Origin of the sequence: Streptomyces sp. NPDC093225, assembly GCF_044753805.1 — a bacterium.
Taxonomy (GTDB): Bacteria; Actinomycetota; Actinomycetes; order Streptomycetales; family Streptomycetaceae; genus Streptomyces.
In genome coordinates this window covers 26,802-49,600 of record NZ_JBIVNX010000055.1, presented here as the reverse complement: position 1 = coordinate 49,600, position 22,799 = coordinate 26,802, and the positions used below count along the sequence as shown (strand labels likewise).

At 68.1% G+C, this 22,799-nt stretch carries 12 protein-coding genes and 1 pseudogene; 5 read left to right on the top strand and 8 right to left on the bottom strand.

Annotation, left to right across the window (positions count from 1 at the left end; all coding sequences use genetic code 11):
- The first annotated feature begins 440 nt into the window (after positions 1 to 440).
- A complete protein-coding gene (locus ACIQCH_RS32895) occupies positions 441 to 761 on the top strand; it encodes a hypothetical protein (protein ID WP_402587016.1) in 321 nt (106 codons plus the stop codon).
- 189 nt (positions 762 to 950) lie between these two features.
- Entirely contained in the window at positions 951 to 3,473 is a 2,523-nt protein-coding gene (locus ACIQCH_RS32890; RefSeq protein ID WP_402587014.1) for a Helicase associated domain protein, read from the top strand.
- A gap of 572 nt (positions 3,474 to 4,045) precedes the next feature.
- On the opposite strand, the gene ACIQCH_RS32885 is transcribed toward ACIQCH_RS32890, so the two are convergent.
- The 5 genes from ACIQCH_RS32885 to ACIQCH_RS32865 form a co-directional block, all read right to left on the bottom strand.
- Positions 4,046 to 4,273, bottom strand: coding sequence for a hypothetical protein (locus tag ACIQCH_RS32885; RefSeq protein WP_402587012.1), 228 nt, complete (start codon positions 4,271 to 4,273; stop codon positions 4,046 to 4,048).
- A gap of 94 nt (positions 4,274 to 4,367) precedes the next feature.
- Positions 4,368 to 4,712: a hypothetical protein gene (locus tag ACIQCH_RS32880; protein ID WP_402587010.1), complete on the bottom strand. Its 345-nt coding sequence runs from the start codon at positions 4,710 to 4,712 to the stop codon at positions 4,368 to 4,370.
- The gene (locus ACIQCH_RS32875) at positions 4,709 to 6,013 is read right to left on the bottom strand and encodes a hypothetical protein (RefSeq protein ID WP_402587009.1); all 1,305 of its coding nucleotides are present in this window, start codon (positions 6,011 to 6,013) and stop codon (positions 4,709 to 4,711) included. Before ACIQCH_RS32875 ends, ACIQCH_RS32880 begins: the two co-directional genes overlap by 4 nt.
- Before the next feature lie 22 nt (positions 6,014 to 6,035).
- A complete protein-coding gene (locus ACIQCH_RS32870; protein WP_402587007.1) occupies positions 6,036 to 7,442 on the bottom strand; it encodes a mobilization protein in 1,407 nt (468 codons plus the stop codon).
- Positions 7,443 to 7,459: 17 nt separating this feature from the next.
- Positions 7,460 to 7,792: a hypothetical protein gene (locus ACIQCH_RS32865; RefSeq protein ID WP_402587005.1), complete on the bottom strand. Its 333-nt coding sequence runs from the start codon at positions 7,790 to 7,792 to the stop codon at positions 7,460 to 7,462.
- 699 nt (positions 7,793 to 8,491) lie between these two features.
- Here ACIQCH_RS32865 and ACIQCH_RS32860 point away from each other — a divergent pair.
- Positions 8,492 to 8,752: an SH3 domain-containing protein gene (locus tag ACIQCH_RS32860; RefSeq protein WP_402587003.1), complete on the top strand. Its 261-nt coding sequence runs from the start codon at positions 8,492 to 8,494 to the stop codon at positions 8,750 to 8,752.
- 79 nt (positions 8,753 to 8,831) lie between these two features.
- Positions 8,832 to 9,513, top strand: a pseudogene (locus tag ACIQCH_RS32855) (transposase); the annotation flags it as partial.
- Positions 9,514 to 9,585: 72 nt separating this feature from the next.
- Here the strand turns inward: ACIQCH_RS32855 and ACIQCH_RS32850 are convergent.
- Together ACIQCH_RS32850 and ACIQCH_RS32845 are read right to left on the bottom strand one after the other, a co-directional pair.
- Positions 9,586 to 11,130, bottom strand: a complete 1,545-nt coding sequence (locus tag ACIQCH_RS32850; protein ID WP_402587001.1) for an FG-GAP repeat domain-containing protein — start codon at positions 11,128 to 11,130, stop codon at positions 9,586 to 9,588.
- Between the two features lie 267 nt (positions 11,131 to 11,397).
- Positions 11,398 to 14,763, bottom strand: coding sequence for a hypothetical protein (locus tag ACIQCH_RS32845; protein WP_402586999.1), 3,366 nt, complete (start codon positions 14,761 to 14,763; stop codon positions 11,398 to 11,400).
- Positions 14,764 to 14,983: 220 nt separating this feature from the next.
- On the opposite strand from ACIQCH_RS32845, the gene ACIQCH_RS32840 reads away from it, so the two are divergent.
- Positions 14,984 to 22,048, top strand: a complete 7,065-nt coding sequence (locus tag ACIQCH_RS32840; protein ID WP_402586997.1) for a polymorphic toxin-type HINT domain-containing protein — start codon at positions 14,984 to 14,986, stop codon at positions 22,046 to 22,048.
- Positions 22,049 to 22,106: 58 nt separating this feature from the next.
- Here the strand turns inward: ACIQCH_RS32840 and ACIQCH_RS32835 are convergent, their stop codons facing one another.
- Positions 22,107 to 22,793, bottom strand: coding sequence for a hypothetical protein (locus ACIQCH_RS32835; RefSeq protein WP_402586995.1), 687 nt, complete (start codon positions 22,791 to 22,793; stop codon positions 22,107 to 22,109).
- Positions 22,794 to 22,799: the final 6 nt, after the last annotated feature.

The window sequence follows — 22,799 nt, the reverse complement described above, 5'->3', positions numbered from 1 at the left end:
CCCGCGGAGCGGGTCCCTACGCGCTGCGCGCGTAGGAGAGAACCACCTCACTGCGCTCGGTGGGGCCCGGCTTCGCCGGGCTGGTGCCGGCCCTTCGGGCCGGAGTCCTGCGCTGCGCTCCGGACTGTTCGGGGTTCCGCTGCGCTCCACCCCGAACTGCCTGCTTCGCAGGCATGAATGACCCCGTTTCACGGGGCCCGGGCCTTCGGCCCGTCGGGCGGGCTCGCTCCGCTCCCCCACCCGGATCCTTCCGGCTGCGCCTCCAGGACCAGCCCACTCCGCGGGCAGCTGACTGCAGAGGAGGTGGCGAAGGGTCAGGACCGCCCCACGACCGGCGAGATGGTTCCGCTGCGCTCCACCATCCCTTGCAGCAGGGCCCTTCCCACTGCAAGGGATGCAGCGTTGGTGACCTATCGCATCGTCCGGCTGTTAAGCCGATCATGAAACCCTCACTGCGCACCCTCACCGCGATCGCTCTCGCGGGCGCCGCCCTCTCCCTCGCCACACCAGCCCACGCCACCACCCAAGACACTCCCTCCCCCACGAACCCCGCGGGCACGAAGTCGGCGTGCTTCTCCCTCAGCGGGCCGTTGCAGCTCGCCACGGAACCCGCCGACGAGCTCGTCGAGGCCCTCGCCGAGCTCCTCGGTGTGGACCTGGGCGAGGAACCCGTGGAGAAGATCATCACGTGCTGGGGAGCGATCCCAGACGACCTGCTGCCCAAGCCCCCCGTGCCGCCGACCCCCTACCCGCACCCCTGACCTGACAGCCCCCGCCACTCCCCCACGGTCTGTCTCCACCAGTGCTGCGCACCGGCGGAGACAGACCGTTCGCATGCCGTGCGCACCTCACGAGAGGTACAGTCAGCAGTGCACCACCTTGAGATGCACTGTGTTGTATCCCGAGAATCTGAGCCCTACCTGCGCGGGTGTTTTTCAGCGGAGTGACGAATGTCGAAAGCCAGTGAAATTACGCTCCGACCTCATCAGGAGGAGGCTGTGGAGGCCATCGTCCGAGGTCTCGATATTCCGCTGGGGAAGCGTGTGCCGAGGGAGGGTCTGCGGGCCACGGTGGTGGCCGCGTGCGGGACCGGGAAGACGCACATGGCGGCTGCGGCCGCGCTCCGGCTGGCTCGGGGCGGGCGGGTCCTGGTGCTGCTGCCCACCCTGGACCTCCTGATCCAGACCGCCCGGGAGTGGCGTACGGCCGGCCATACCGGGCCGGCGGTGGCGGTCTGCTCGCTGGAGGACAACGCCGAGCTCTACGGGCTCCAGGTCCGCTCGACGACGTCGGCGCCACAGCTCGCGCTGTGGCACGGACGGGGGCCGGTGACCGTCTACGCCACCTACGCCTCCCTGCCCGTGATCGCCGAAGCCCACCGCGGGGAGTACGGGCTGCCGATGGAAGCCTTCGACCTGGCGGTCGTGGACGAGGCGCACCGCACCTCGGGGTCGGCGGGGAAGGCGTGGGCGGACGTGCACCGCCAGGAGGTCATCCCGGCGCGGCGCCGGCTGTACATGACGGCCACCCCTCGGATCTGGGCGGAACGGCCGCCCAGGACGCGGGCGCAGGAGCTGGAGCAGGCCGAGGAGCGGCGGCGGGAAGAGGAGGAGCGGCGGCGGAAGGCGGAGGCCGAGGGCCGGGTCTATGTGCCGCGGTCGCGGTGGGACCGGCTCCCGAAGGAGATGGCCTGCTCCATGGATGACGTGCGGGTCTTCGGGCCGGTGGTCTACGAGCTGTCGCTGGCCGATGCCATCGCCCGCGGGCTTTTGGCGAGGTATCAGGTCGTGGTCGCCGAGCTGGTCGACCCGGTCGTCACCCCGCAGAGGCTCTACAGCGAGGAACGCTGGGAGGAACGCCTGCGCGGCCAGCGCCTGGCCGCCGTGCAGACGACGCTGCTGGAGACCATGGCCGAGCACGATCTGAAGACCACCATCACCTTCCACCACCGCACCGTCGAAGCCGAGGCCTTCGCCGAAGGCCTCGACCGGGTCGCGGCCCGGCTCCACGCCGTCGACCCCGTACGGCACCCCGCCACCGTGTGGGCGGGGTGGCTGCGCGGGGAGCACGAGGCCGAGCACCGGGCCGCCGTGCTCGCCGACTTCGGCCGCCGGGCCGGCCGCGCCGTGCTCGCGAATTGTCGCGTTCTGGGGGAAGGCGTCGATATCCGGGCAGTGGACTCGGTGGCCCTCATCGACCCCAAGGGATCCGCCGTCGACATCGTCCAGGCCATCGGCCGGGCGCTCCGCCAGAAGCCCGGCGAGGGCAAGATGGCCACCCTGATCGTTCCCGTATTCTTGCGGGAGGACGAGAATCCCGAGGACATTCTCACGTCGAAGTCGTATGGGCCCCTTATTCGGGTTTTGAATGGGCTCAGGGCGCATGATGAGCGTGCTGTGGAAATGCTTGCAATTCCTCAGGAGAACCAGAAGCGCATCGTTCAGCCGTCGCCTCTGGTCGGGAAGGCGCCCGCCGAGGGCGAGGAGGAGGACCGGCTGCTGCTCCGGTTCGCGGTCCCCCGGGATCCGGCGCTGATCGCGAAGTGGATCAGCTACCAGGTCTTCAACACCGAGCGGCAGGACTGGCGCCGGGGCGTGGAGGCGGCCTTCCGGTACCGCGAGCGCGAGGGCGACCTCCAGGTGCCCTACGAGCACGCCGAGGGCCCGTACCCGCTCGGGCGGTGGCTCTCCGACCAGCGCAGGGCGTTCCGGGCCGGGCAGATGACCGGGGAACGGGCGGCCGAGCTGGAGGGGCTCGGGATCGTGTGGGACACCGCCGACGCCGCGTTCGAGGAGAACCTCGCCGCCGCCCGGGCCTACCACCGGCTGCACGGCACCCTGGCCGCCCCGCGGGGCGCGGCGATCCTCGACGTACAGGTCGGGCAGTGGCTGACGAACGTGCGCCGGCCCGGCGGGCTCGGGAAGGACCCGGTGCGCGCGGAGCGGCGGGCGGCGGCCCTGGCCGCGATCGACGAGGACTGGAACCCTGCCGTACGCGGGTGGACGGTGGACTGGCAGCGGCACTACACCTACCTCACCCAGCTCCTCCACGAAGGCGCCCGCCTGAAGGCCATCACACCCGGGGTGACCCGGCACGGCGAGGACGTCGGCCGCTGGCTGGCCACCCAACGCCGGGACTGGAACCGGCTGAACACCGAGCAGCAGACCCGCCTCGGGAAGCTGGGCGTCACCCCGGCACGGGCCGTACGCGCCCACAGCGCGCCCGCGAAGACGAGCGCGGCCTCCACGTCCGGACGCGGTGCGGAAGCCTTCCACAAAGGCCTCCAGGCCCTCGCCCAGTACCTCGAACGGGAAGGCGGGGGCGCTCCGGGGCGCTCGCACGTCGAGCGCCTCCCGGACGGGAGTGAGCACCGTACGGGGGTGTGGCTGGCCAACCAGCGGCAGCGGCGCGACCGGCTCGACCCGGCGCAGCTCGAAGCGCTCGCCGGGCTCGGGCAGGAGTGGGCGAGGTAACTCGACTTGGCCTTCCCCGACAAGGGCCGGTCTCCGACTCCTCCCGGTTTGCAGCAGCCCCTGGCGATGGTGACTGCCATCCAGCGTGATCGTTTACTCCGGCATGACCAACACAGCACGGACTCTGGCGGTTCTGGCCCTGACGACCATGGCGATCACCCTCCCCGCCACAGCACACGCAGCCGACAATGACCCAGCCCCGATCCCGTTCCCCAATCCCGTGGGCCCGATCCTCGACCTCGCGGCCGACGGGGCAACGGGGGTCGTACGGCTCTGGAGCTTCACCACAAACACGAACCAGCTCTGGAAGCTTGAGCCCGTTGGGAGCCTGACACCCTTCCCCCGGTAAAGGGGCCTGCCCGGGCGGTCGGCATCACCTGGCGCGGTCTTACCCGCGAAAGCCCCCGGCCGGGAGTGAGCACCGTACGGGGGTGTGGCTGGCAACCAGCGGCAGCGGCGCGACCGGCTCGACCCGGCGCAGCTCGAAGCCCTCGCCGGGCTCGGGGTGGGGTGGGCCGCCACGTGAGTCCCGGCCGTCACCGGCCCCTTCGGGGGTGACGGCCGGAGCAGGCCTACGAGCCGTCCAAGGCGCCGCGCAGCCGGCGCGCGAAGGGCCAGGCGATGACCAGCACGCCCGCGATCTGGAGCCACAGCGCTCCGAGCCCCTGCGCCCACCACCGCACGAGCGGCGCGGACGCGGGCGCGGCGCCGTCGGCCAGCCAGTAGCTGAGCTGGCCCAGCCCCAGGAGGAGCAGCCCCACAGCCAGGAAGGCCACCTCACGCGCCTTGAACACCTTCACTCAACTCCCCTTCGTGGTCACAATGTGACGTTCCGTAAGCAGGTCACCGTACTCCTTCCGGCACCGTGGCGCCGGATGCTGTGTACGGTCCCGGCTACGGATGGGCTCCAGGCCCGCCGCCCGCCTCGCGGGCGGCATGGCGCTGGACCTCCTCCGAAGGCGTGACCAGCGGGCCGGTCGGCGGCGGAGCGGGCTGCGGCCGGTACACCGCGCCCCGGTACAGGAAGACCACGCCGACCAAGCCGCCCAGGACCGTCAGGACGAAGTCCGCCTCCACCAGCCCGAGGTGGCCTGCCCGCCAGCCCGCCGCGACCAGGGCACCGGCCAGCAGCAGGCCCTCGACGCCCATCCGGTCCCGGGCGGGCAGCCTCCACCAGGCCGCCCGTCCCCGCTCCGCCCACGCACCGATACCCCGCCGTCCCGGGGCTGTGGCCGTCATCGGCCCCGTCCCGAGGTCCTGGTGGGGGCAGCCTGCTGCCGGTGCGCGGGCACCGCAGGCTCCGAGGGCGCGGCCTGGCCGGGGGCTGCGCCGGTGGGGGTGGTGGTGGAGCGGGAGCGGGCGGCGGAGGCGGAGGCGCGGGGGCCGTCAGGAATCGGGGCACCGGGCGGGGTGGTCAGGGCGCGCAGGGTCGCGCCGACCATGCGGCCCGCGAGCTCGCCGGGCGGGCCCTGCTCCCAGGCGGGGTTGTCCATCAGCCCGGCCTTCAGCCGGGCGCGCAGGCCTTGCTCGCCTTCCGGGCCGCGGGCGACGTCGGCCATGCGGGCCGCGAGCAGGGGCCAGGCCCGGGTGGAGACCAGCAGGGCGGTCTCCCGTTCGGAGCCGATGTAGTCCTGCGCGATGGTCACCAGGTGGCTGTTCGCCGCCCCGCTGACGCCGAGCTGCTCAAGGGCGGCGGGCCGGTCGGACAGGTCGAGGTCGTTCGGAACGGTCAGGCCTTCGGTCAGCGGCCCCCACATCGCGCGGGCGTCCGCGCTCACCACCACCGGCTCCGGGGCCGGGGCCGGGGCCGGATCGGGAGCAGCGGGGGCGGCTGCCGGTGCGGCGGGGGCCGACGGGTTGGGGGCGGGGGCGGGCCGGGCGGCGGGCACCCCGGCCGCGGTCGCGGGTCCGGCTGCCGGTGCGGCGACGCCCTGCTGGGCCAGGAGCGCGGCGACGGCCTGGTCGACGCCGATGCCCTGGCCGTGCGCGGCGGTCAGGAACCCGGTGACGTCGACACCTTGCTGGTCGAGGTGGGCCATCTTGGCGGCCATGTCCGGCCAGGCCGGGGAGGACAGGATCGCGTCGCGCACCAGGCCCTCGGGCATCGCCTGCTTGAGCAGGTCGGCCCACCGGTCGGTGCCCGCCGCGCTGATGCGCGCGGCGTTGGCTTCCACCGCCTGATAGACGGTCTTCGCGGCCTGGCCGAGCTGGGGCAGGAACGTGGTCAGGTTGACGCCGGCCCTCTGCAGCAACACCATCTGCCCGGCCATCTGCGGCCAGTCCTGCCCCGACATCAGGTCGGCGAGCACCCCCTCGTCGAGCAGCGGGCGCAGCGCGTCGGCGGCCCAGCCCGGGGCGAGCTTCTCCTCGCCGTCGGCGAGTTCGGCCTCCTCGCCCTGGCGGAGCTTCTGGGCGGCGCGGCGGACGGCGTCGGAGATGGTCAGCATGAGCCGGAAGGCCGCCGCGGCGGTCTGCGCGGCTTCGGCCATCGACTCGGCGAACGGATCGACGGCGGCGGGGTCGGGTGCGGGGGTGGACACGACAGGGCTCTCCTCGCGGGGGTCAGCGGGACTTCCCCGAACCCGGCTTGGGCGGGCCGGGAGCACGGGGCGGCACACCGGTAACGGCGCCGGGCGCGGTCGGGCCACGGCCCGCCGCCGGTGACGTCCGCGCGGTACGCGCCGGACCCGGCCGCTTCGGGGGCGCGCCAGCCACGGCGGCGGCCTCACGCAACAGCCGTCCAGCGTCGGCCGCGGCCTTCGCCTGCGCGCGGTGGGCCTGGGCCTCGTGCCACAGCCGGGAGGCCTCCACCGCCTCCACCAGCGCCACCAGGAGGGTCAGGACCACCATCGCCCCGCCGCCCCGAGCAGTGCGCGGGGCCCGCTCCAACGCGCGCGCCGACGCCCGCCATCCCGCACGCGCCCGGCCCTCCAACGACCGCTCGCCCGGCGCCCGGCCGGCTTGCTCGAAGGCATCCGCCGCCGCCACGAGCCGCTCGCGAACAGCTGCCGGGGCGTGCGCGGCCGCGGCCACCAGGAGGTCGCCGAGCGCGGCCACATCACCCGCGCCCTCCGCGCGGCCGGAGCGGGCGAGCGCGACCGCCGCCTCCCGCACCAGGCGCTCCGCCGCCGTCCAGTCCGCCGGACCGACAGCGGGCTCGAAGCGCTCCCGTACGCGGGGCAGCGACAGGTCGTAGGCGAGGGAACTCCCCGAGAACCAGACGGGCCGGCTACCGGCGTCGGCGCGGTCGCCGGGGAGCGCGACCGCGTACCCGAGCAGGACACCAGCCTCGTCGCGGCGCTCCCGTACGCGAAGGCCCGCGTCCCGCAGCCGCTCCAAGAAGTCGGTGTCGGTCCCGGCGAGCGCGGCCGCGGTGCGGACGGTGCGCTGGAGGGACTGCCGGGCGGTCTCCACAAGGCCGCGCCGGTCCGCCTTCGCCAGCTCCCCCGTCGAGGGGCGGCGCACCGCGGTGCGGTCCTGCGGCGACATCGGCGTCAGGCCCCAGCGGGCCTCAAACTGCCGGGCGACGGCGTGCATCGCGAGGATGTCCCCGCGCAGCCTAGGCTGCCGGCCGTCCACCCGGGCCAGGGTCGCCACGAGGTGAATGTGGTCCGGAGCGTGGCGCACCGCGATCCACCGGCAGGCCTGTTCGTCGCCGTACGGGGCGATGCCCGCCGCGTCCACCATCGCCGCCGCGACCTCCGCCCACTCCTCGTCCGACAAGACCCGGTCACCGGCGTGGTTGCGGACCGAGACGTGCCACACGTGCTGGGGCGGGCGCGCCCCGCGCAATGCCTCCACGGGGGCGTCCAGGAGGTCCGCCAACTCCCCCAGACCCATCCGGTCCGGCTGCCGCACTGGACACGGCAGGTGGGGATCCCAGGCGGTCACCAGGTGGGGGTCGGTGTGCTCGTCGCGCTTGCCCGGACCGAAGAGATACTCCAGCAACGTGTACGTGTCGTCGCCCATGTCCGGCTTCTTCGGCATCACGTGCGGGCCCGCCTCTCCCGCATCACCGCCACCGTCGCCTCATCAATCCGCACCACCGCCGCACGGGCGTCAGCCAGAACCTGCTCCAGCCCCGTCCCGGCCGTGCCGTCGGCGCCGAGAGCATCCAGGCGGACCGTGATCTCCCGCAGGCCGGCACGCGCCCGAACGAGCTCGCGCAGGACGTCGGCCCGGTCCGCGGAGACCGGCACCAGCACCTGCTGCGCGACCGCCATCACCTGCTGCCCCACCCACCCCGCCGCCGACATCCCCTCACGCCCGGCGGCCGCACGGACGACCGCCAACTCCGCCGGTGTGAACGCCACACCCACCCGCTCCGACCGCCGCTCCCCCGACTCCCGCTCACGCCGGCGGCCACCCACACCAGCCACCACCCCACCACCCCATCTCGACCACACCAGGACACCGGAAAACGGTCCGCAGGCCCGGAACCAAAACAAGACTAGTCAGCGCCTAATGTTCCATTCCGCACTAACTGGCTGCCAATTTCTAATGCCTGAAAAATCCTCCCAGCCCACCGCACGCACCCCTGCCGAAATCACCCCGCAGGCAGCCCACAACCACCCCAACCAGCGACCCCGCGAAGAAACCCAACCCCCGCACCACCAGCCACACCACACCCCCACCACACCCCGCGCCCACGCCCACGCCACGCCCCCGCCACGCCCCACGCCCACACCGCACCCACCAACCACAACCCCACCAACCACCCCCACCACCAACCCCACCCCCACACAGACACACGGCGACTCCGCATTTGGGGGCACCTTTCCCTTGAGTGCTGAAATGCTAAAAAATAGCGGAGGGGAAAGAGTCCTGAAGGTTCTCACGAATCCCTCGTGGAACCTAGGAGAAATTCAGCCCATGACACGTCAGGGTGATCTCGACCCGAGACCCGTAACGCAGGGAACCTCCTGGAGTTTTCCCGTTTCATGAAACGGATTATTTTTGCGAGTCTCCTAGCTCTTGCGCCACTCGCTGCGGCATCTGCTCACGCGGCGGCTGTTCCGATGTCCGCTCCGGTGGCGGTGGCCGAGTGGAACAGCTGTGGCTACCAGCCGACCACCAACCTCAAGTTCCGCACCGGGCCGACGAAGAACCACACGGCCGTCGGCATCCTGACTCCGAAAGACTCCATCCACATCCTGCGGGAGAGGAACGGCTTCTACGAGGTTGAGCTCGATGGCGCCTCGGAGACCGGCCTCAAGTGGGGGACGAAGGGGTGGATCACCAAGCACGTGAAGCCTCACGTGTGCATGACACTCGACTAGGTCTGTTGCGAAAGTGATCTTGTTCGTTGGTGATCACTGGCTGTGCGGTGTCTGGATTTGACGAACCCGGCTTGAGTCGCTGCTGCCGCGGGGTATCAAGCCGGACCGGCCGCAAGTGTGGACGCGGCAGCAGCTGATAGACGGCATAGGGTGGCGGACCCGGACCAGTGCTCCCTGTCGGGACGTGCCCGAGCGGTATGGGCGGTTGGACCGGGTCTATGACCTGTCTCGGCGCTGGCAGAGGGACGGCACCTGGGCCCGCATCCTGATCCAGCTCCAAAGCCGAGGCGGACGCGAAGGGTCTGATCACCCAGACGGACTCGTAAGAGCACGAAGTACAAGCTGATCGCCGTCTTCGAGCCCTTGCGCCAGGTCACGGCCCGGCCGCTGCCGCGTCCTGCGGTCATTGGGGCGCCGCACCGCAGTTCACCGAATCATGGCCCGGATCCGCGTGGCCCGAACCGGCGGCGGGCACCCCCGTACCAGGCCGGACCACGTCAGCGGCGAGAAGGCATGCAGCCCACCCGCAACCGCAGCCATCTGCGAAGACGCCAGATCAAACACACGATCCCAGAACCGAAAGACCAGCGGGCCAACCGCAAACGCCGTGGCAGCAAGGGCGGCTGGCCCACCGGCTTCGACAGGGATCTCTACAAGCGCAACGAAGTCGAGCGGACGATCGACCGGCTCACCACCGAGCCGTAGCCACCCGATACGACAAGCGTGCCTACGTCTTCCACGGCACCGTCACCACACCCGCCTCTGGCTCCGCTAATGATCCGGACAGAACCGAGCAGGGGTGCGTGAGTAGCGACTCGAAGGAGTGTGGCTGCTCAAACGAGGCTGTTGTAGGCCTTCCACCTACTGCTGACCTTGCTGCGGGTTGCGAAGGGCGTGGAGTTGGCACCGGTGCCCTTGTACAGCCACAGCACGCCGGCGGTGTCGCGGGCGACGAGGTCGGGCTTGCCGTTGTCGGTCACGTCACCTACGACGGACAGGGCGTTGTACTGCTGCCAGCCGCCGCCGATCTTCGTGCGGGTGGTGAAGGGAGTGGTGGTCTTGCCGGTGCCCTTGTACAGCCAGAGCACACCGTTGTTGTCTCGGGCGAGCAGGTCGGGCTTCCCGTCTCCGGTCAGGTCTGCGGAGCCGGTCAGCTGGTTGTACTGCTGCCAGCCGCTACCGATCTTGGTCCGGCCAGCGAAGGGGGCGGTGGGCTTGCCAGTGCCCTTGTGCAGCCAGAGCAGACCGTTCTTGTCCCGGGCAATCAGGTCGGAGAACGTGTCTCCGTTGAGGTCGCCTGCCCCGGCAACCGTGTTGTACGTATTCCAGCCAGTGCCGACCTTCGTGCGGGCCTTGTACGGGTGCTGGTAGTCGAACTGTCGCTGGTAGTACCAGAGGGTTCCGCTGCCATCGCGGGCGACGAGGTCTCCGCGGCCGCGCTCCATGGCAGCGGGGGTGGCGTTGGGCAAATAGTTGAGGTCCTCGCTGACGGGTTCGAGCTTGGTTATTTGGCTGTACGCCTGCCATCCGCTGCCGATGCTGCTGCGTGAAGTGAAGGGTGCAGTTGCTTTGCCCGTGCCGCGCTGTCGGTAGAGGGTCCCCGCGACGTCGCGGGTGAGCAGGTGGTGTCGGGGGCGCAGGGCGCCGGTGCCTGCGGTGAAGGTGGCTTCGCGGTTGAGTTCGCTGCCGTACGGGGCGAGGTCGTAGATGTCGTGGACGACATGGGTTTCCAGGCGCCAGGTGTCCATGCCCGTGGGGGCGGTCAGGGTGTACTCGATGGTGTGGTCGCCGGCGCTGACCTTGCACTCGAGGTTGTTGACGAGTTGCATGATGCGGTGGGTCTCGAACCTGCATGAGGCGCCCGAGCTGGTGGTGACGTTGGTGATGCGCACGTCGTCGTGGCGCCAGAAAGGCTGACCGTCGGCAGTGAGGTAGTAGGTGTTTACATTGCCGGGGTCGGTGGCGTGGATGCGCAGCCTGTGCCGTGCGGAACGGCCGGCGGGCACGGGAGGGGTGTCGAAGGCGACGGTGTTGCGTGCGGCGGCTGTGGCCGGGGTGACGACGTTGAGCAGCGCGTGGCCGTGCGTGGCGTCTACCGGGGCGTTCTCGGCGTTCTGCACGGACTGCACGGCGGCGGCGACGCTCTCGCCGTAGGGCACCCACGCGTAGCCGAAGTGGACCGTGGTGCTGCGTGCTGTGGGGGCGATGGAGTAGTCGAGCTTGCTGTACCCCTCGAGCAGTGGGCGCTCGCAGGTGTAGACACCATGGGTGCCCTTTACGGCCTCGCAGTCGGTGTACTGGAGTTTGAACGTGTTGGGGAGCATTCCATCCGCGGTGGTGGTGCCGGTGAGGGCCTTGGTCGCGACGGCGATGACCATGGTGCCGCGGGCATTGAGCCCGGAGATGTGCTGGGGTTCTGCCAGCCAAGAGGCGCCCGGTGCCGCAACTTGATTGGCCGCGGTGAAGGCGAGCGGGATGTCGGCGGCGGCGGCCGGGGTCAGGGCCAGGGTTGCGCTGACACACGCGGCGACCGTTGTTGCTGCAGCGGTGTATCGAAGGGGCGTACGCAAGGGGGAGACTCCTACTCGGATGCCCCCGGCCAGTGGGCCGGGGGCATTGTGACGCGAGATTATTGGGCGAGTGGCTTAGAACAGGCCGGTGATGGCCGTGCTCCAGGAGCCGGTCCCGACCAGCTGTGGAGATCGGTGGGTGGTCGTGCCACCGGGGTAGAAGAGAAGGCAGCCGGTGGGACAGGTGGTGCTGGCTGTACTTCCATCGCTCTTGACGTAGGGCACAACAGCGTCGGGGTCAGCGGACGTCGTGGCCCACAGGTCACCTGCCGACTCGCCCGGGGTAGGGACGAACCGCTTGTATGGAGTGGGGACGCCAGCGACGGTTTCGGTAAAGGCCTTGACCGTCCCCTGAATGTTGCCGGCGGAGGTCAGCAGAGGCCTGCTGGCCGCGTGCCAGCCACCGTTGCCGTAGACCGTCTTGGCGTCGAAGTCGATGCTCCAGACGCCGCTGGGGCTCTTCTCACCAGGGAAGAGGATGAGGTCGTGGTCGATCTCATCCCGCGCGAGGATGTCCTTGATCCCATCGCCGTTCTGGTCGCCGACTGCGAGGATCGTGCGGGTCAGCCATCTAGACCCGTTGCCGATGCGCCTTGCGCCATCCCCCAGGTCGAAGGGAGCCGTCTGGTTGGGGGTGAAGTCCGCGCGCGTCTTGCCGGGATACAGGTAGAGGTCGCCGTCGGTGCACGCGTCGTCAGTGCACTGGACCGTCACCAGATCGTTTCCCTTGGCGTATCCGCTGTCGGCGCGCTCGTCGATGTCACCAGGAAGGATCATCTGCCGAACGCTCTTCCAACCGCCAACGTTTCCAGAGCTTGAGGGCGGGTTGAGTACGCGGCGCGTCGAGTAGCGAGGCTCGCCCCGACCGTTGCCGGGATACAGGTAGATGTTGTTGTCACTCAGGCGCGCGATGACGTCTTCGTAGCCGTCGACGGAGAGGCCGGGATCGGTCAGGTTGGTGAAGTCACCACCATGAGCGATGAGAGCGCCGCTCCAGCCTGCGGTGCCAACGAAGACGGCAGGGGCGACCTTGCCGGTGCCGTCGCCGCCATAGAGGCGCAGGCGCCCGCTGGTGTCGGTGGCGAGAGCGTCGCCGTAGCCATCGCCGTCGAGGTCCCCAAGCCGGTCATGCTTGTAGTTCGCCGTGTTTGGGGTTTCCCCGGGTTCGTAGACGACCTCAGCCTTCGTCGTACTGAGGATGGTGGTGTCTGCGGCGCCGTCGGTCGGTGAGTGGTTGCCCGCTTGGTCGTAGGCAAGCACGTAGAGGATGCTGTTCGGATAGCCGACCGGCATTACGTCGATGGTGGCCGTGTAGCCGCTGGAACCGACTGGGACCCAGTTACCGTTGGAGCAACGAGTGCTCGACACGGAGATCGAGTGGTCCATGGCCCAGCAGAACCCCGCGAGGTCGCCGGCCTGGTTGTGCAGCTTGAGCCGGACCGGGGTGCGCGCCTGGAACCTGGCGCCATCCGGAATGGGGTCGCCAGCCTCTGTCCACACGTCGACGCCGTACTTGGGGCCGATCCTGTCGACAGTGAAAGAACAGTCGGACGTGTAGGCGCTGGCCGGACCCTCTCCGTCAGTGGCACGAACCTTCCACTTGTAGGTGCCGTTGACCAGGTCCTGGGCATGGACTGTGGCAGTAGCGGTCTGGCCACTCGCCACTGTCTTACTGCCGTAGCTGACTGGGACGGCCTTCCCGCTGGAGTCGGTGACGACAAACTCGGATGTGACCGTGCCTCCGTCCCGGTCGCGGAGCCGGGCGGTCATGGCGAGGCCACTGTTTCCGATGGAACCACCGCACGGCACCAACTTGTTGCCGTCGCCGCCGGGAGTCCACGTTCCCTCGAAGGCATCAGCGTCGAGGACCTCGGGTTTGAAGTTGTAGGTGATCTCAAGGGCCGGGTGGTTGCGGAACCGCTTGTAGCTGTTGACGTTACCCCGGTACGAGAGGGGGGTGCGCATGCCCAGGACGAGGGGGTCCCAGCCCTTGTCAGCTGCTTCCTGGACGTATGCGGTCAGTGCCGCGGACTTGAAGTCGTGGCCAGGGGTGTCGGGGCAGAAGTACTTGTTGAAGTCGGCGAAGGAGTCGGCGTCGAGTTTGGAGCCCCAGTAGTTGTCCTGGTTGTTCCAGGTGGGCATGGGGTCGAGCTTCTTGGCGCTCCACAGCTCGGTGGGGCCGGCCGCCGAGGCGTCGCAGCCCCAGGTGTGGGTCAACTCGACGGCGAACGTGACGTCGGTGATGGTTGCCCCGTACAGCCCCGTGGTGTCCATGGCGAAGAAGGAGCTGGTGTCGCCGGAGCCGTTGTAGCCGACCCGCGGCTCGTCGGCAGGGTTGTCGGAGTGCCAACCGATGCCGTTGGGGTAGGCGTCGTTCGGGGTGTCGGAGTAGACGACGTACCACCCATCGGTGCCACCGCCGGTGAAGACCGGGTCGATGACCAGGGGGAACTGGTCCGCGGATGCCAGCAGGCCCGCATCCGGGGTCAGGGTGAGGGTGGATCCCGTGACGTCCGCGGCGACGGGGGCACTCTCAGCCTTCGAGGCGCCGCCTTCGGTCTCGGGGGCGTCGGCCACCGGCATGGCCGCGTTGCTCAGGGTGGACTGCGTACTTCTGGCCGGCGTCGCCCCGCCCACGGCCTTGTTGTCGGTCGTGGCTGGGGACGGGTTCGGTGCGTCCGCCGCAGCGGGGGGCTGCTCCCACATCTTGGGCTGCGGGGCCTTGAAGACGACGTTCCCTTGCGCGTCCTTGGCCAGCAGGACGTCCCCAGGCGTGTCGTCGAGGGTCACGCCGTGAGACTCGATCCCCAGTTTGATGGTCTTGAGCGCGGGGTTGGCGGCAGCCTGCGGGGTCTTGACGATGAGGTGCTCGGCGAAGCCGTCGACGTCCGCGGTCAGCTTCAGGTCCACGTCCGGCAGCACGGACTTGTAGAGCGCGGTGTTACCCTCCACCACCGGCTCCGGCAGCGGGGCCGGCCAGGTCAGCGCCAGGCTCTTGCCATCGCGCTTCATGGTGACCAGGGGGGCGGTGCCGCCGGTGGAGAAGGAGATGCCGAAGGTGGCGGCCTTGGGACCGAGGGTGCCGTCTTCGCGGCGTTCGACCTGCGGATCCGTCCTGCGCCAGGTGAGGTCGGCGCGCGTCCAGACCGGGTCAGCGTACTGACGACGCGTCATAGAGCCGTCGGGGTTGGCGAAGGTCTCCGCGTATTCCTCGCGGCGGTCAACGATCTCGATGCGGTGTCCGGCCTTGGCGGCCAGGGTGAACGCCTCTGCTTCGGACGCCGAGGTGACCTGCTGTTCCGCTTCGGCCGTGGACTCGGTCGTCGTGTCGGCCGCCGCAGCAGGGCTGAAGGTGGTGAGGGCAGCCGCAGGGAACGCCAGGGCGAGGAGTATCGCCAGGGGACGTCTGGAGCGGCTACCGCGAGAGGTGGTCTGTCTCATGCGCGGCGCTTTCTCAATGCGTAAATTGCTGGAGCGGTAGCACATTACGCAAGGGATCAGCGAATTGCGAAGCGAGCCATTCAGCGGGTGGAGTATCTCCGAAAGGTCCGATTGAGACCTGTAGATGATCTATCGTTGCGGTTCATGACGATGCATCACAGAGCAAGAACCTGCAGGTCAGAGTGTTGTCAAGATCACTCTTGCCCTAAAGGTGGCAAACATGTTGGATGCGGAGGCTAGTTATCTGTTTTTCAATTTGGGGTGGGGTATGCATACCGGCCGTCCATTTTTCCGCGAGCAATTCAGGGGGCGGGGGTGGATCGGTGAGAGACGGCGGCGAATGCGTGCGTCCGTCGTCAGCGTCACCGCGACGGCTCTGACCGTCTCACTGCTGTCCGGACCCGCTTGGGCCGGCCCCGCGGCCGCGTTCAAGCCGCGCGCCGTGGAGAAGATGAAGTCCGTCGACGGGCACGACCTCGCACCGAGGAAGCCCAAGGCGCCTTCTGCTTCCGCGGCCCGGACGAAGTGGAAGCCCTCAGCAGTGCACTGGCCTGCGGCCGCCAGCCGTGAGGTCCTCCTGTCACATCCAGCCGGCTGGATCAAGGGAGCAGCGCAGGAGGCCGGCGCTCTCTCTCCAGCTGAGGGACTGCCGGTGAAGGTAGCCTCGATCGATGGCAGGGGGCAGCGTAGGGGCGTGACCCCGCCGGGCAAGGTGCGCGTGAGCGTGGCCGACCGGCGCGCCACGGTGAAGGCGGGCGTTAAGGGCGTACTGCTTTCGGTGCAGCGTGCGGATGGCTCCGCCGCGCCCGGCACGGCGCGCGTGGAGCTCGACTACAAGGCCTTCCGCGATGCATATGGTGGCGGCTGGTCGTCCCGCCTTCGGCTGATGAGCCTTCCTCCCTGTGCGCTCACCACCCCGGACAAGCCCGAGTGCCAGGAGCGCACCCCACTCGACACGCACAACGACAGCAAGTCCGGCACGCTCACAGCGACAGTTGCCCTGCCGATGGCCGCGGCGCCCGCCAAGGGACAAGCAGCCTCCCCGTTCGTGGCGCAGACCGGCGGGACGGCGCTCCTGTCCGCCGAGGCCGGCACGTCCGGAGACGAGGGTTCCTTCAAGGCGACCTCGCTGGCGCCGAGCGGCTCGTGGTCGGCCGGCGGGAACTCCGGAAGCTTCGGCTGGAACATCCCGATCGGCGTCCCAGCAGCACCGGGTGGTCTGGCTCCGAAGATCAACCTGTCGTACAGCTCCTCCGCGATCGACGGCCGCACGGCGTCGACCAACAACCAGGCCTCCTGGATCGGTGAGGGCTGGGACTACTCGCCCGGCTTCGTCGAGCGGACGTACGCCGCCTGCGAGAACGACAAGCAGGACGGTGCCAACAACACCGAGAAGGTCGGCGACCTCTGCTGGAAGTCGGAGAACGCCACCCTGTCGCTCAACGGCTCCAGCAACGAGTTGGTCTGGGACGCGGGCAAGAAGCTCTGGAAGCTCTCCGGTGACGACGGCTCCCACGTCGAGCGGCTCTACGACTCCGCAGACAACGGATCCGGAGACGAGGACTTCGAGTACTGGAAGGTCACCACGACCGATGGTACCCAGTACTTCTTCGGCAAGAACCGCCTGCCCGGCTGGACCACCGGCAAGCGTGAGACGAAGTCCGTCAACACCGTCCCCGTCTTCGGCAACCACGACGGCGAGCCCGGCCACGCGAGCACCTTTGCCTCCTCCGACGAGCAGCAGGGCTGGCGCTGGAACCTCGACTACGTCGTGGACCCGCACGGCAACGCGATGGCCTACTACTACACCAAGTACGTCGGCTACTACGCCAAGAACAAGAAGCTCGACAGCCCGGCGGCCTACACGCGCGACAGCGTCCTGACGCAGATCGACTACGGCCTGCGAGACGGGCACATCTACGACACGGCCAACCCGGCCGGCCGCGTCACGTTCGGCCTGGTCGACCGCTGCGACGCGGAGGACTGCACCCTCGACGAGGCGCACAAGGCCGACTGGGGCCCGGACGTTCCCGTCGACCTCCTGTGCACCAGCGGCACCCAGTGCACCATGGCCGCGCCGAGCTTCTGGTCCACTCGGCGCCTGAAGACCATCTACACGTACTCCCTCGTCGGCACCACCCTCACGTCCGTCGACAGCTGGACCCTGACCCAGTCGTGGCCTGCCACAGGGGACACCGCGAACGCCAGGCGCGCGCTCTGGCTCAACTCCATCCAGCGCACCGGACGAGCGGGCGGCCTGGGCGACCTGACCCTTCCCGCCACGACGTTCGAGGGCACCCCCATGCCCAACCGCGTCGACGCCGCGGACGGCAAGCCGCCACTGAACAAGTACCGCATCACCAAGATCACGAACGAGACCGGTGGCCAGACGCTGGTCACCTACAGCCCCACCGAGTGCACTACCTCCGCCCTCCCCACGGCTGACAAGAACACCAAGCGGTGCTACCCGTCGTGGTGGACGCGCGACGGGGCCACGGATCCGGAGAAGGACTGGTTCCACAAGTACGTGGTCACCCAGGTGACCGAGGACGACACCACCGGCGGCACCGGATCGCCGTCCAAGACGACCAAGTACACCTACTCGACGCCGAACTGGCGCCGCGACGATGGCGAGTTCACCCTCGACAAGCACCGCACATGGAACAGGTGGCAGGGCTACAGCGCCGTCAACACCTACATCGGCACCACCAACCAGACCAAAACCGGCGCCACCTACTTCACCGGCATGGCCGGCGACAAGCTCGCCGACGGCACCACCCGAGTCGTCCCGGAAGTCTTCGGCGTCCCAGACCGGCCGGACTTCGCGGGCCGAACCGCGCAGACCCGCACCTACGAAGGCACTTCCGGCCCGTACGTCCTCAAGACTACGAACCTCCCGTGGGAGTCTGCAGAGACGGCCACGCAGCCGGTCAAGGGCATCACGGACCCCGACGCCCCTAGCAAGCCAGCTCCGGTTCTCCCTGACAAGACGGCGCACCTGTCCGGCACGACGACGACCTTCAGCGACACCCTGCTGGACGACGGCACCACGTGGCGGCGCAACACCACGACCCGCACCTACGACGCCGCCTACGGCCTCCAGCTGACGGAGGGCGACGACGGCGTCGGCGGCAAGGTCGAAGCCAAGTGCACCAAGACCTCGTACGTCACCCCGGACACCACAAACTGGCTGATCGCCTACCCCTCCAAGGTGGTCACGACCAGCCACTCCCCGTGCTCGGAGTCCTCACCCAACGCTGAGGTCACCGGAGCCACCCGTACCTACTACGACGGACAGGCGTACGGCGTAGCCCCCAAGGCCGGCCTGGCCAACGTCACCAAGGCGGAGGCTGCCTCCGGTCTCGACGGCTCGGGCCTTCTGGCTTGGGAGACCGCCGCACAGTCGACCTTCGACCAGTACGGCCGCGCTCTGACCATCACCGGCCAGGACGGCAAGACGACCACGACGGACTACACCCCGGTCACGGGCGCCCAGCCGACGTCAGTCAAGGTCACTGACCCCAAGGGCTACACCGCCACGACCACATTCGACGGACTGCGCGGACTCGCCCTCAAGGTCACCGATGCCAACGGCCGGTCCACCACCTCGGCCTACGACTCGCTCGGCCGCCTCACCAGCGGATGGGCCAAGGGCCGCGCGACAACCGACAAGCCCAATGTCGCCATCAGCTACAAGCTGTCGTCCACCAGCCAGTCCGCGGTGACCACCGAAAAGCTGTACGAGGACGGCACGACCGGCACGTCCGTCACCCTCTACGACTCGCTGCTGCGCCAGCGGCAGACGCAAACGGACGCCATCGGAGTCGGCCGGGTCCTCACGGACACGTTCTACGACGACCACGGCCGCGTCGCACGGGCCAACGCCCCTTATCACAACAGCAGTGCAGTTTCGACGACGCCGTTCGTCGCAACCGACAACCTGATCCCCAGCGCCACGACGACGGCCTACGACAACCGCGACCGCACGACGGTCAGCACGCTGCTGTCGCTGAACGTGCCGAAGTGGTCGACCACCAACACCTACGGCGCCGACTGGTCCGCGGTCGTCCCCCCGGACGGCGCAACCGCCACACTCGCCGTCACCGACCCCCGTGGCCGGGTCATCGAACGGCGCGACTACAAGGACCGCAACCCCGTCATCGGCGCAGCGGCCACCCAGTACGAGAAGCACACCTACCAATACGACACCGCCGGCCGCCTGGCCCGCGTCAGCGACAACTCCAGCCGCAACACCTGGGCCTACACCTACGACCTCCGAGGCCGGCAGCTCACCGCGAAGGACCCGGACAAGGGACTGGCCAGCACCATCTACGGCACCGACGGCCGCATCCAGACGGTCACGGACGCACGCGGCATCACCCTGGCCACCACCTACGACGAACTCGGCCGCAAGACCAGCCTCCGCAAGGACACAGTCACCGGCACCAAACTCGCCCAGTGGACGTACGACACCGTCACCAGCGGAAAGGGCCTACCGGCCACCTCCACCCGCTACGACGGCACCGCCGCGTACACCACGGCGGTGACCGGCTACGACGCAGCAGGTAGGGCGACCGGAACCAAGGTCACCGTCCCGTCCGTGACGGGTGAGGAGCAGCTGGCCGGCACATACACGGTGGCGACCACTGCCACTGACGTGAACGGTCTGCCGAAAACACTCAAGTACACGACCGGCAATGCCAACGCCGCCACGGCCTTGCCGGCAGAGACGGTCACCAACTACTACGAGGCCCAGGACACGCTGCGCGGCGTTGACGGCGACCTCGGTCAGGTCTACCTGCACGGCGCGAAGTACACAGAATTCGGAGAGCTCGCGCAGGCCGAGCTCGGCAACATGGACAAGCGCGTCTTCGAGACGCTCATCTACGACGCTTCCACTCGGCGCGTTGCCAGCACGCTTGTGGAGCGCGAGACAGCAACGAACGCGTCTGGCCCATCCAAACTGTCAGACCTCCGATACACCTACGACGATGCGGGCAACGTCACCCGCATCAAGGAGCTCCAGAACGACGCGACGGTCGAGGACGACCAGTGCTTCGACTACGACTGGGCGCGCCGGATGACCGACGCCTGGACGACGGCCGGCAGCTGCTCGACCAAGCCCACCACCGGCGCCGGCACCGACATCCTCGGCACCGTCGACCCGTACTGGACCAGCTGGACCTTCACCGACACCGGCCAGCGAGCCACGGAAACCCAGCACAAGGCCGGGCCCGTCACCGCTGACACCACCCGCACCTACACCTACCCGACCACGGCGAACGCCGCCCAGGCCCACGGTGTCCGCAGCGTGACCGCCAGCGGCGGCACGACCGGCACCGACACCTACACCTACGACAAGACCGGCAACCTCGAGACGAGGAACCCGGCAGTCGGCGCCACCCAGACGCTGACCTGGAACGAGGAAGGCAAGCTCGCCACCTCCACCATGTCCAGCTCCACCACGTCATTCCTCTACGACGTGGACGGCACCCGTCTCCTCAAGCGCGAGCCCACGAAGACAACCCTGTACCTGCCCGGCGGCCAAGAACTCACCCTGACCAAGACAACCGACACACTCGCCGGCAACCGCTACTACAGCGTCCCCGGCGGCACAGCAATCCGCGCGACAGACGGCTACGTCAGCTTCCTGATAGCCGACCACCACGGCACCAACACCCTGTCGGTCACCGCATCCAACCTCGCCGTCAACCGACGCAAACAACTCCCCTACGGAGGTCAACGCGGCGGCACACCGGTCTACTGGCCTAGCCAGAAGGGCTTCGTAGGCGGCGACATCGACGCCACCACCGGCCTGACCCACATCGGCGCCCGCGAGTACGACACCAGGCTCGGCCAGTTCATCAGCGTTGACCCGGTCTTGGATCTCGAGCAGCCCCAATCCCTCAACGGCTACAACTACGCAAACAACAACCCCACCACCGACAGCGACCCGACCGGCCTCTGGGTCGACAACTGCAACAACTACTCGGACTGCACAGCCAACGGCGGCCACCGCAACGACTGCACCGGAAACCTAAACGACGGCAACTGCGCCACCGGCGGAGGCGGTGGCGGAGGCGGCGGAGGCGGAGGAGGAGGCGGCGGAGGCGGAGGAGGAGGAGGAGGAGGAGGAGGAGGAGGCGGAGGAGGCGGAGGCGGCGGCTCCACCCACACAGTGCTCAAGTGCTCTGGAGCCCGGCCTCGATGCCACAAGGTGGAGACGAATCAGCCAGATGGCGACTGGGCGGACTTTGGAGCTGCTGCTCTCACAGGAGCCGTCGAAGCAGTCACCTTCGCCTGCAACCTGTTCAAGCTTGCGGGGGAGGTGGAATGCGCTGGCGACGCCATGCGTCGTGAATTCTCCCAGAGGGGATACCAAACAAATTCGCTTGCATGGGAACAAGGAGAGGGATTCGGTGGATCAGTAGCGGGCCTTCCACTTGGGCCGCTCGCACCGGAGGTTATAGAGGGAAAGACGTTCGCCTCGGCCATCGTCGGCAAACAATGCTTTCTCGCTGGCACACGTGTCCTAATGGCGGATGGAACAACGAAAGCCATTGAAGACATAAAGGTCGGCGAGAGGGTGCACGCTACGGACCCAGAGACCGGAAAATCCGGCTCCCGCAAGGTTACCGAGCTGATACGCTCAGAGGGAGAGCGTCACCTCAATCGACTGTCCATCTCAACCCCAGACGGCAGCAAATCCCTAACCGCAACGCGGGAGCATCCCTTCTGGTCGCCATCTGAGGGACGCTGGGTAGCTGCTGGGGCACTCCGTGCAGGCATGACGCTCCGCACCGCAGACGGCAAGACGGTAGCCATCACAGGAAATTCCGCTTATGCTGCTCACGTCAAAACGTACAATTTCACTGTATTCGACCTGCACACTTACTATGTGCTCGCAGGCCGGACTCCAGTGCTCGTGCACAACCGATGCGGCCCCTTCATCGGACAGCTACCTAAGGACTACGAGCGACGCACGGCGGGAATCCTTGACGTTGGAAACGATCAGCTTCCAATGATCAGCGGGCCAGGCGGTCAATCGGAGCTCCTCAGCTACCTCCCGGGGCGCACCAAGGCTAACTACACCCACGTGGAAACCCACACATCCGCATTCCTGCGCATGAATCCAGGGATTCGCAAGGCCGTGCTCTACATCGATTACCCCACAGGGGCATGCCCAACGTGCTCCAGAACCCTTCCCGACATGCTCCCCGAGGGAGTACCACTCTGGGTCATTTCCCCAAACAAGACAGAGAAGTACACAGGATTGCCTGACTAGGGAAACGTCGATATCGGCAGCCGATTCTAAGAATCGGCTGCCGATTCGTTTTGGTTGACTACCAGGGGAGAGACAAGTCCTCTGCCTGATCTTGCACAGAGGCGTACGTCCGCCAACTAATGCCTGAAATTTCGTCCGCCCACGAAACGTCGTCAAGCGAGTTCGCTGCAAGAGTGACATCGTAGCCACCTTGCGCGCTATCAGTGGAATGAACTAGGGCTAGCCATTCCCCACCAGACAGGATCCGGGAGTCTGGTCCTGGCCATTTCCAGGCCGGAAATGGAAGTTCTTGAACCTCACCCTCAGGCCACAGATCAGTCAACTCTACGCCGTGCGCAACCTTCGTAACGGGGGCACCAAGAACTGCCTCCAAGATCGTGGCGTGATGAAGGAAATCGTGGAGCCCCTCGCCAGTCGGCTCCCAGGCGGATGTCTCGGCAGAGGGTTCTCTCTCGTAGACCGCAAAGTTAGAATCGTTCGGGTCGAACGCCCAGATCCAAGTTCCCTGATTTTCAACCCAGAATGGAACCACTCCGTCTTCGATGTGGAGTTCGGCAAGCGGAATGGCGTAATTGTGCGATGTAATAACGCCGCCCCAACGGGCGGAAATTTCATGCCACCACACAAGCGCCCTGGGGATTGCAGGAGATACACTCAATTCCACCTCCTTCAATCGCGGGGCGCCATACCACCTCTGAAGGAAGTCCGTTAGGTCCTGATTGCTTGCGAAGGTCGACGAGCTCATGTGTGA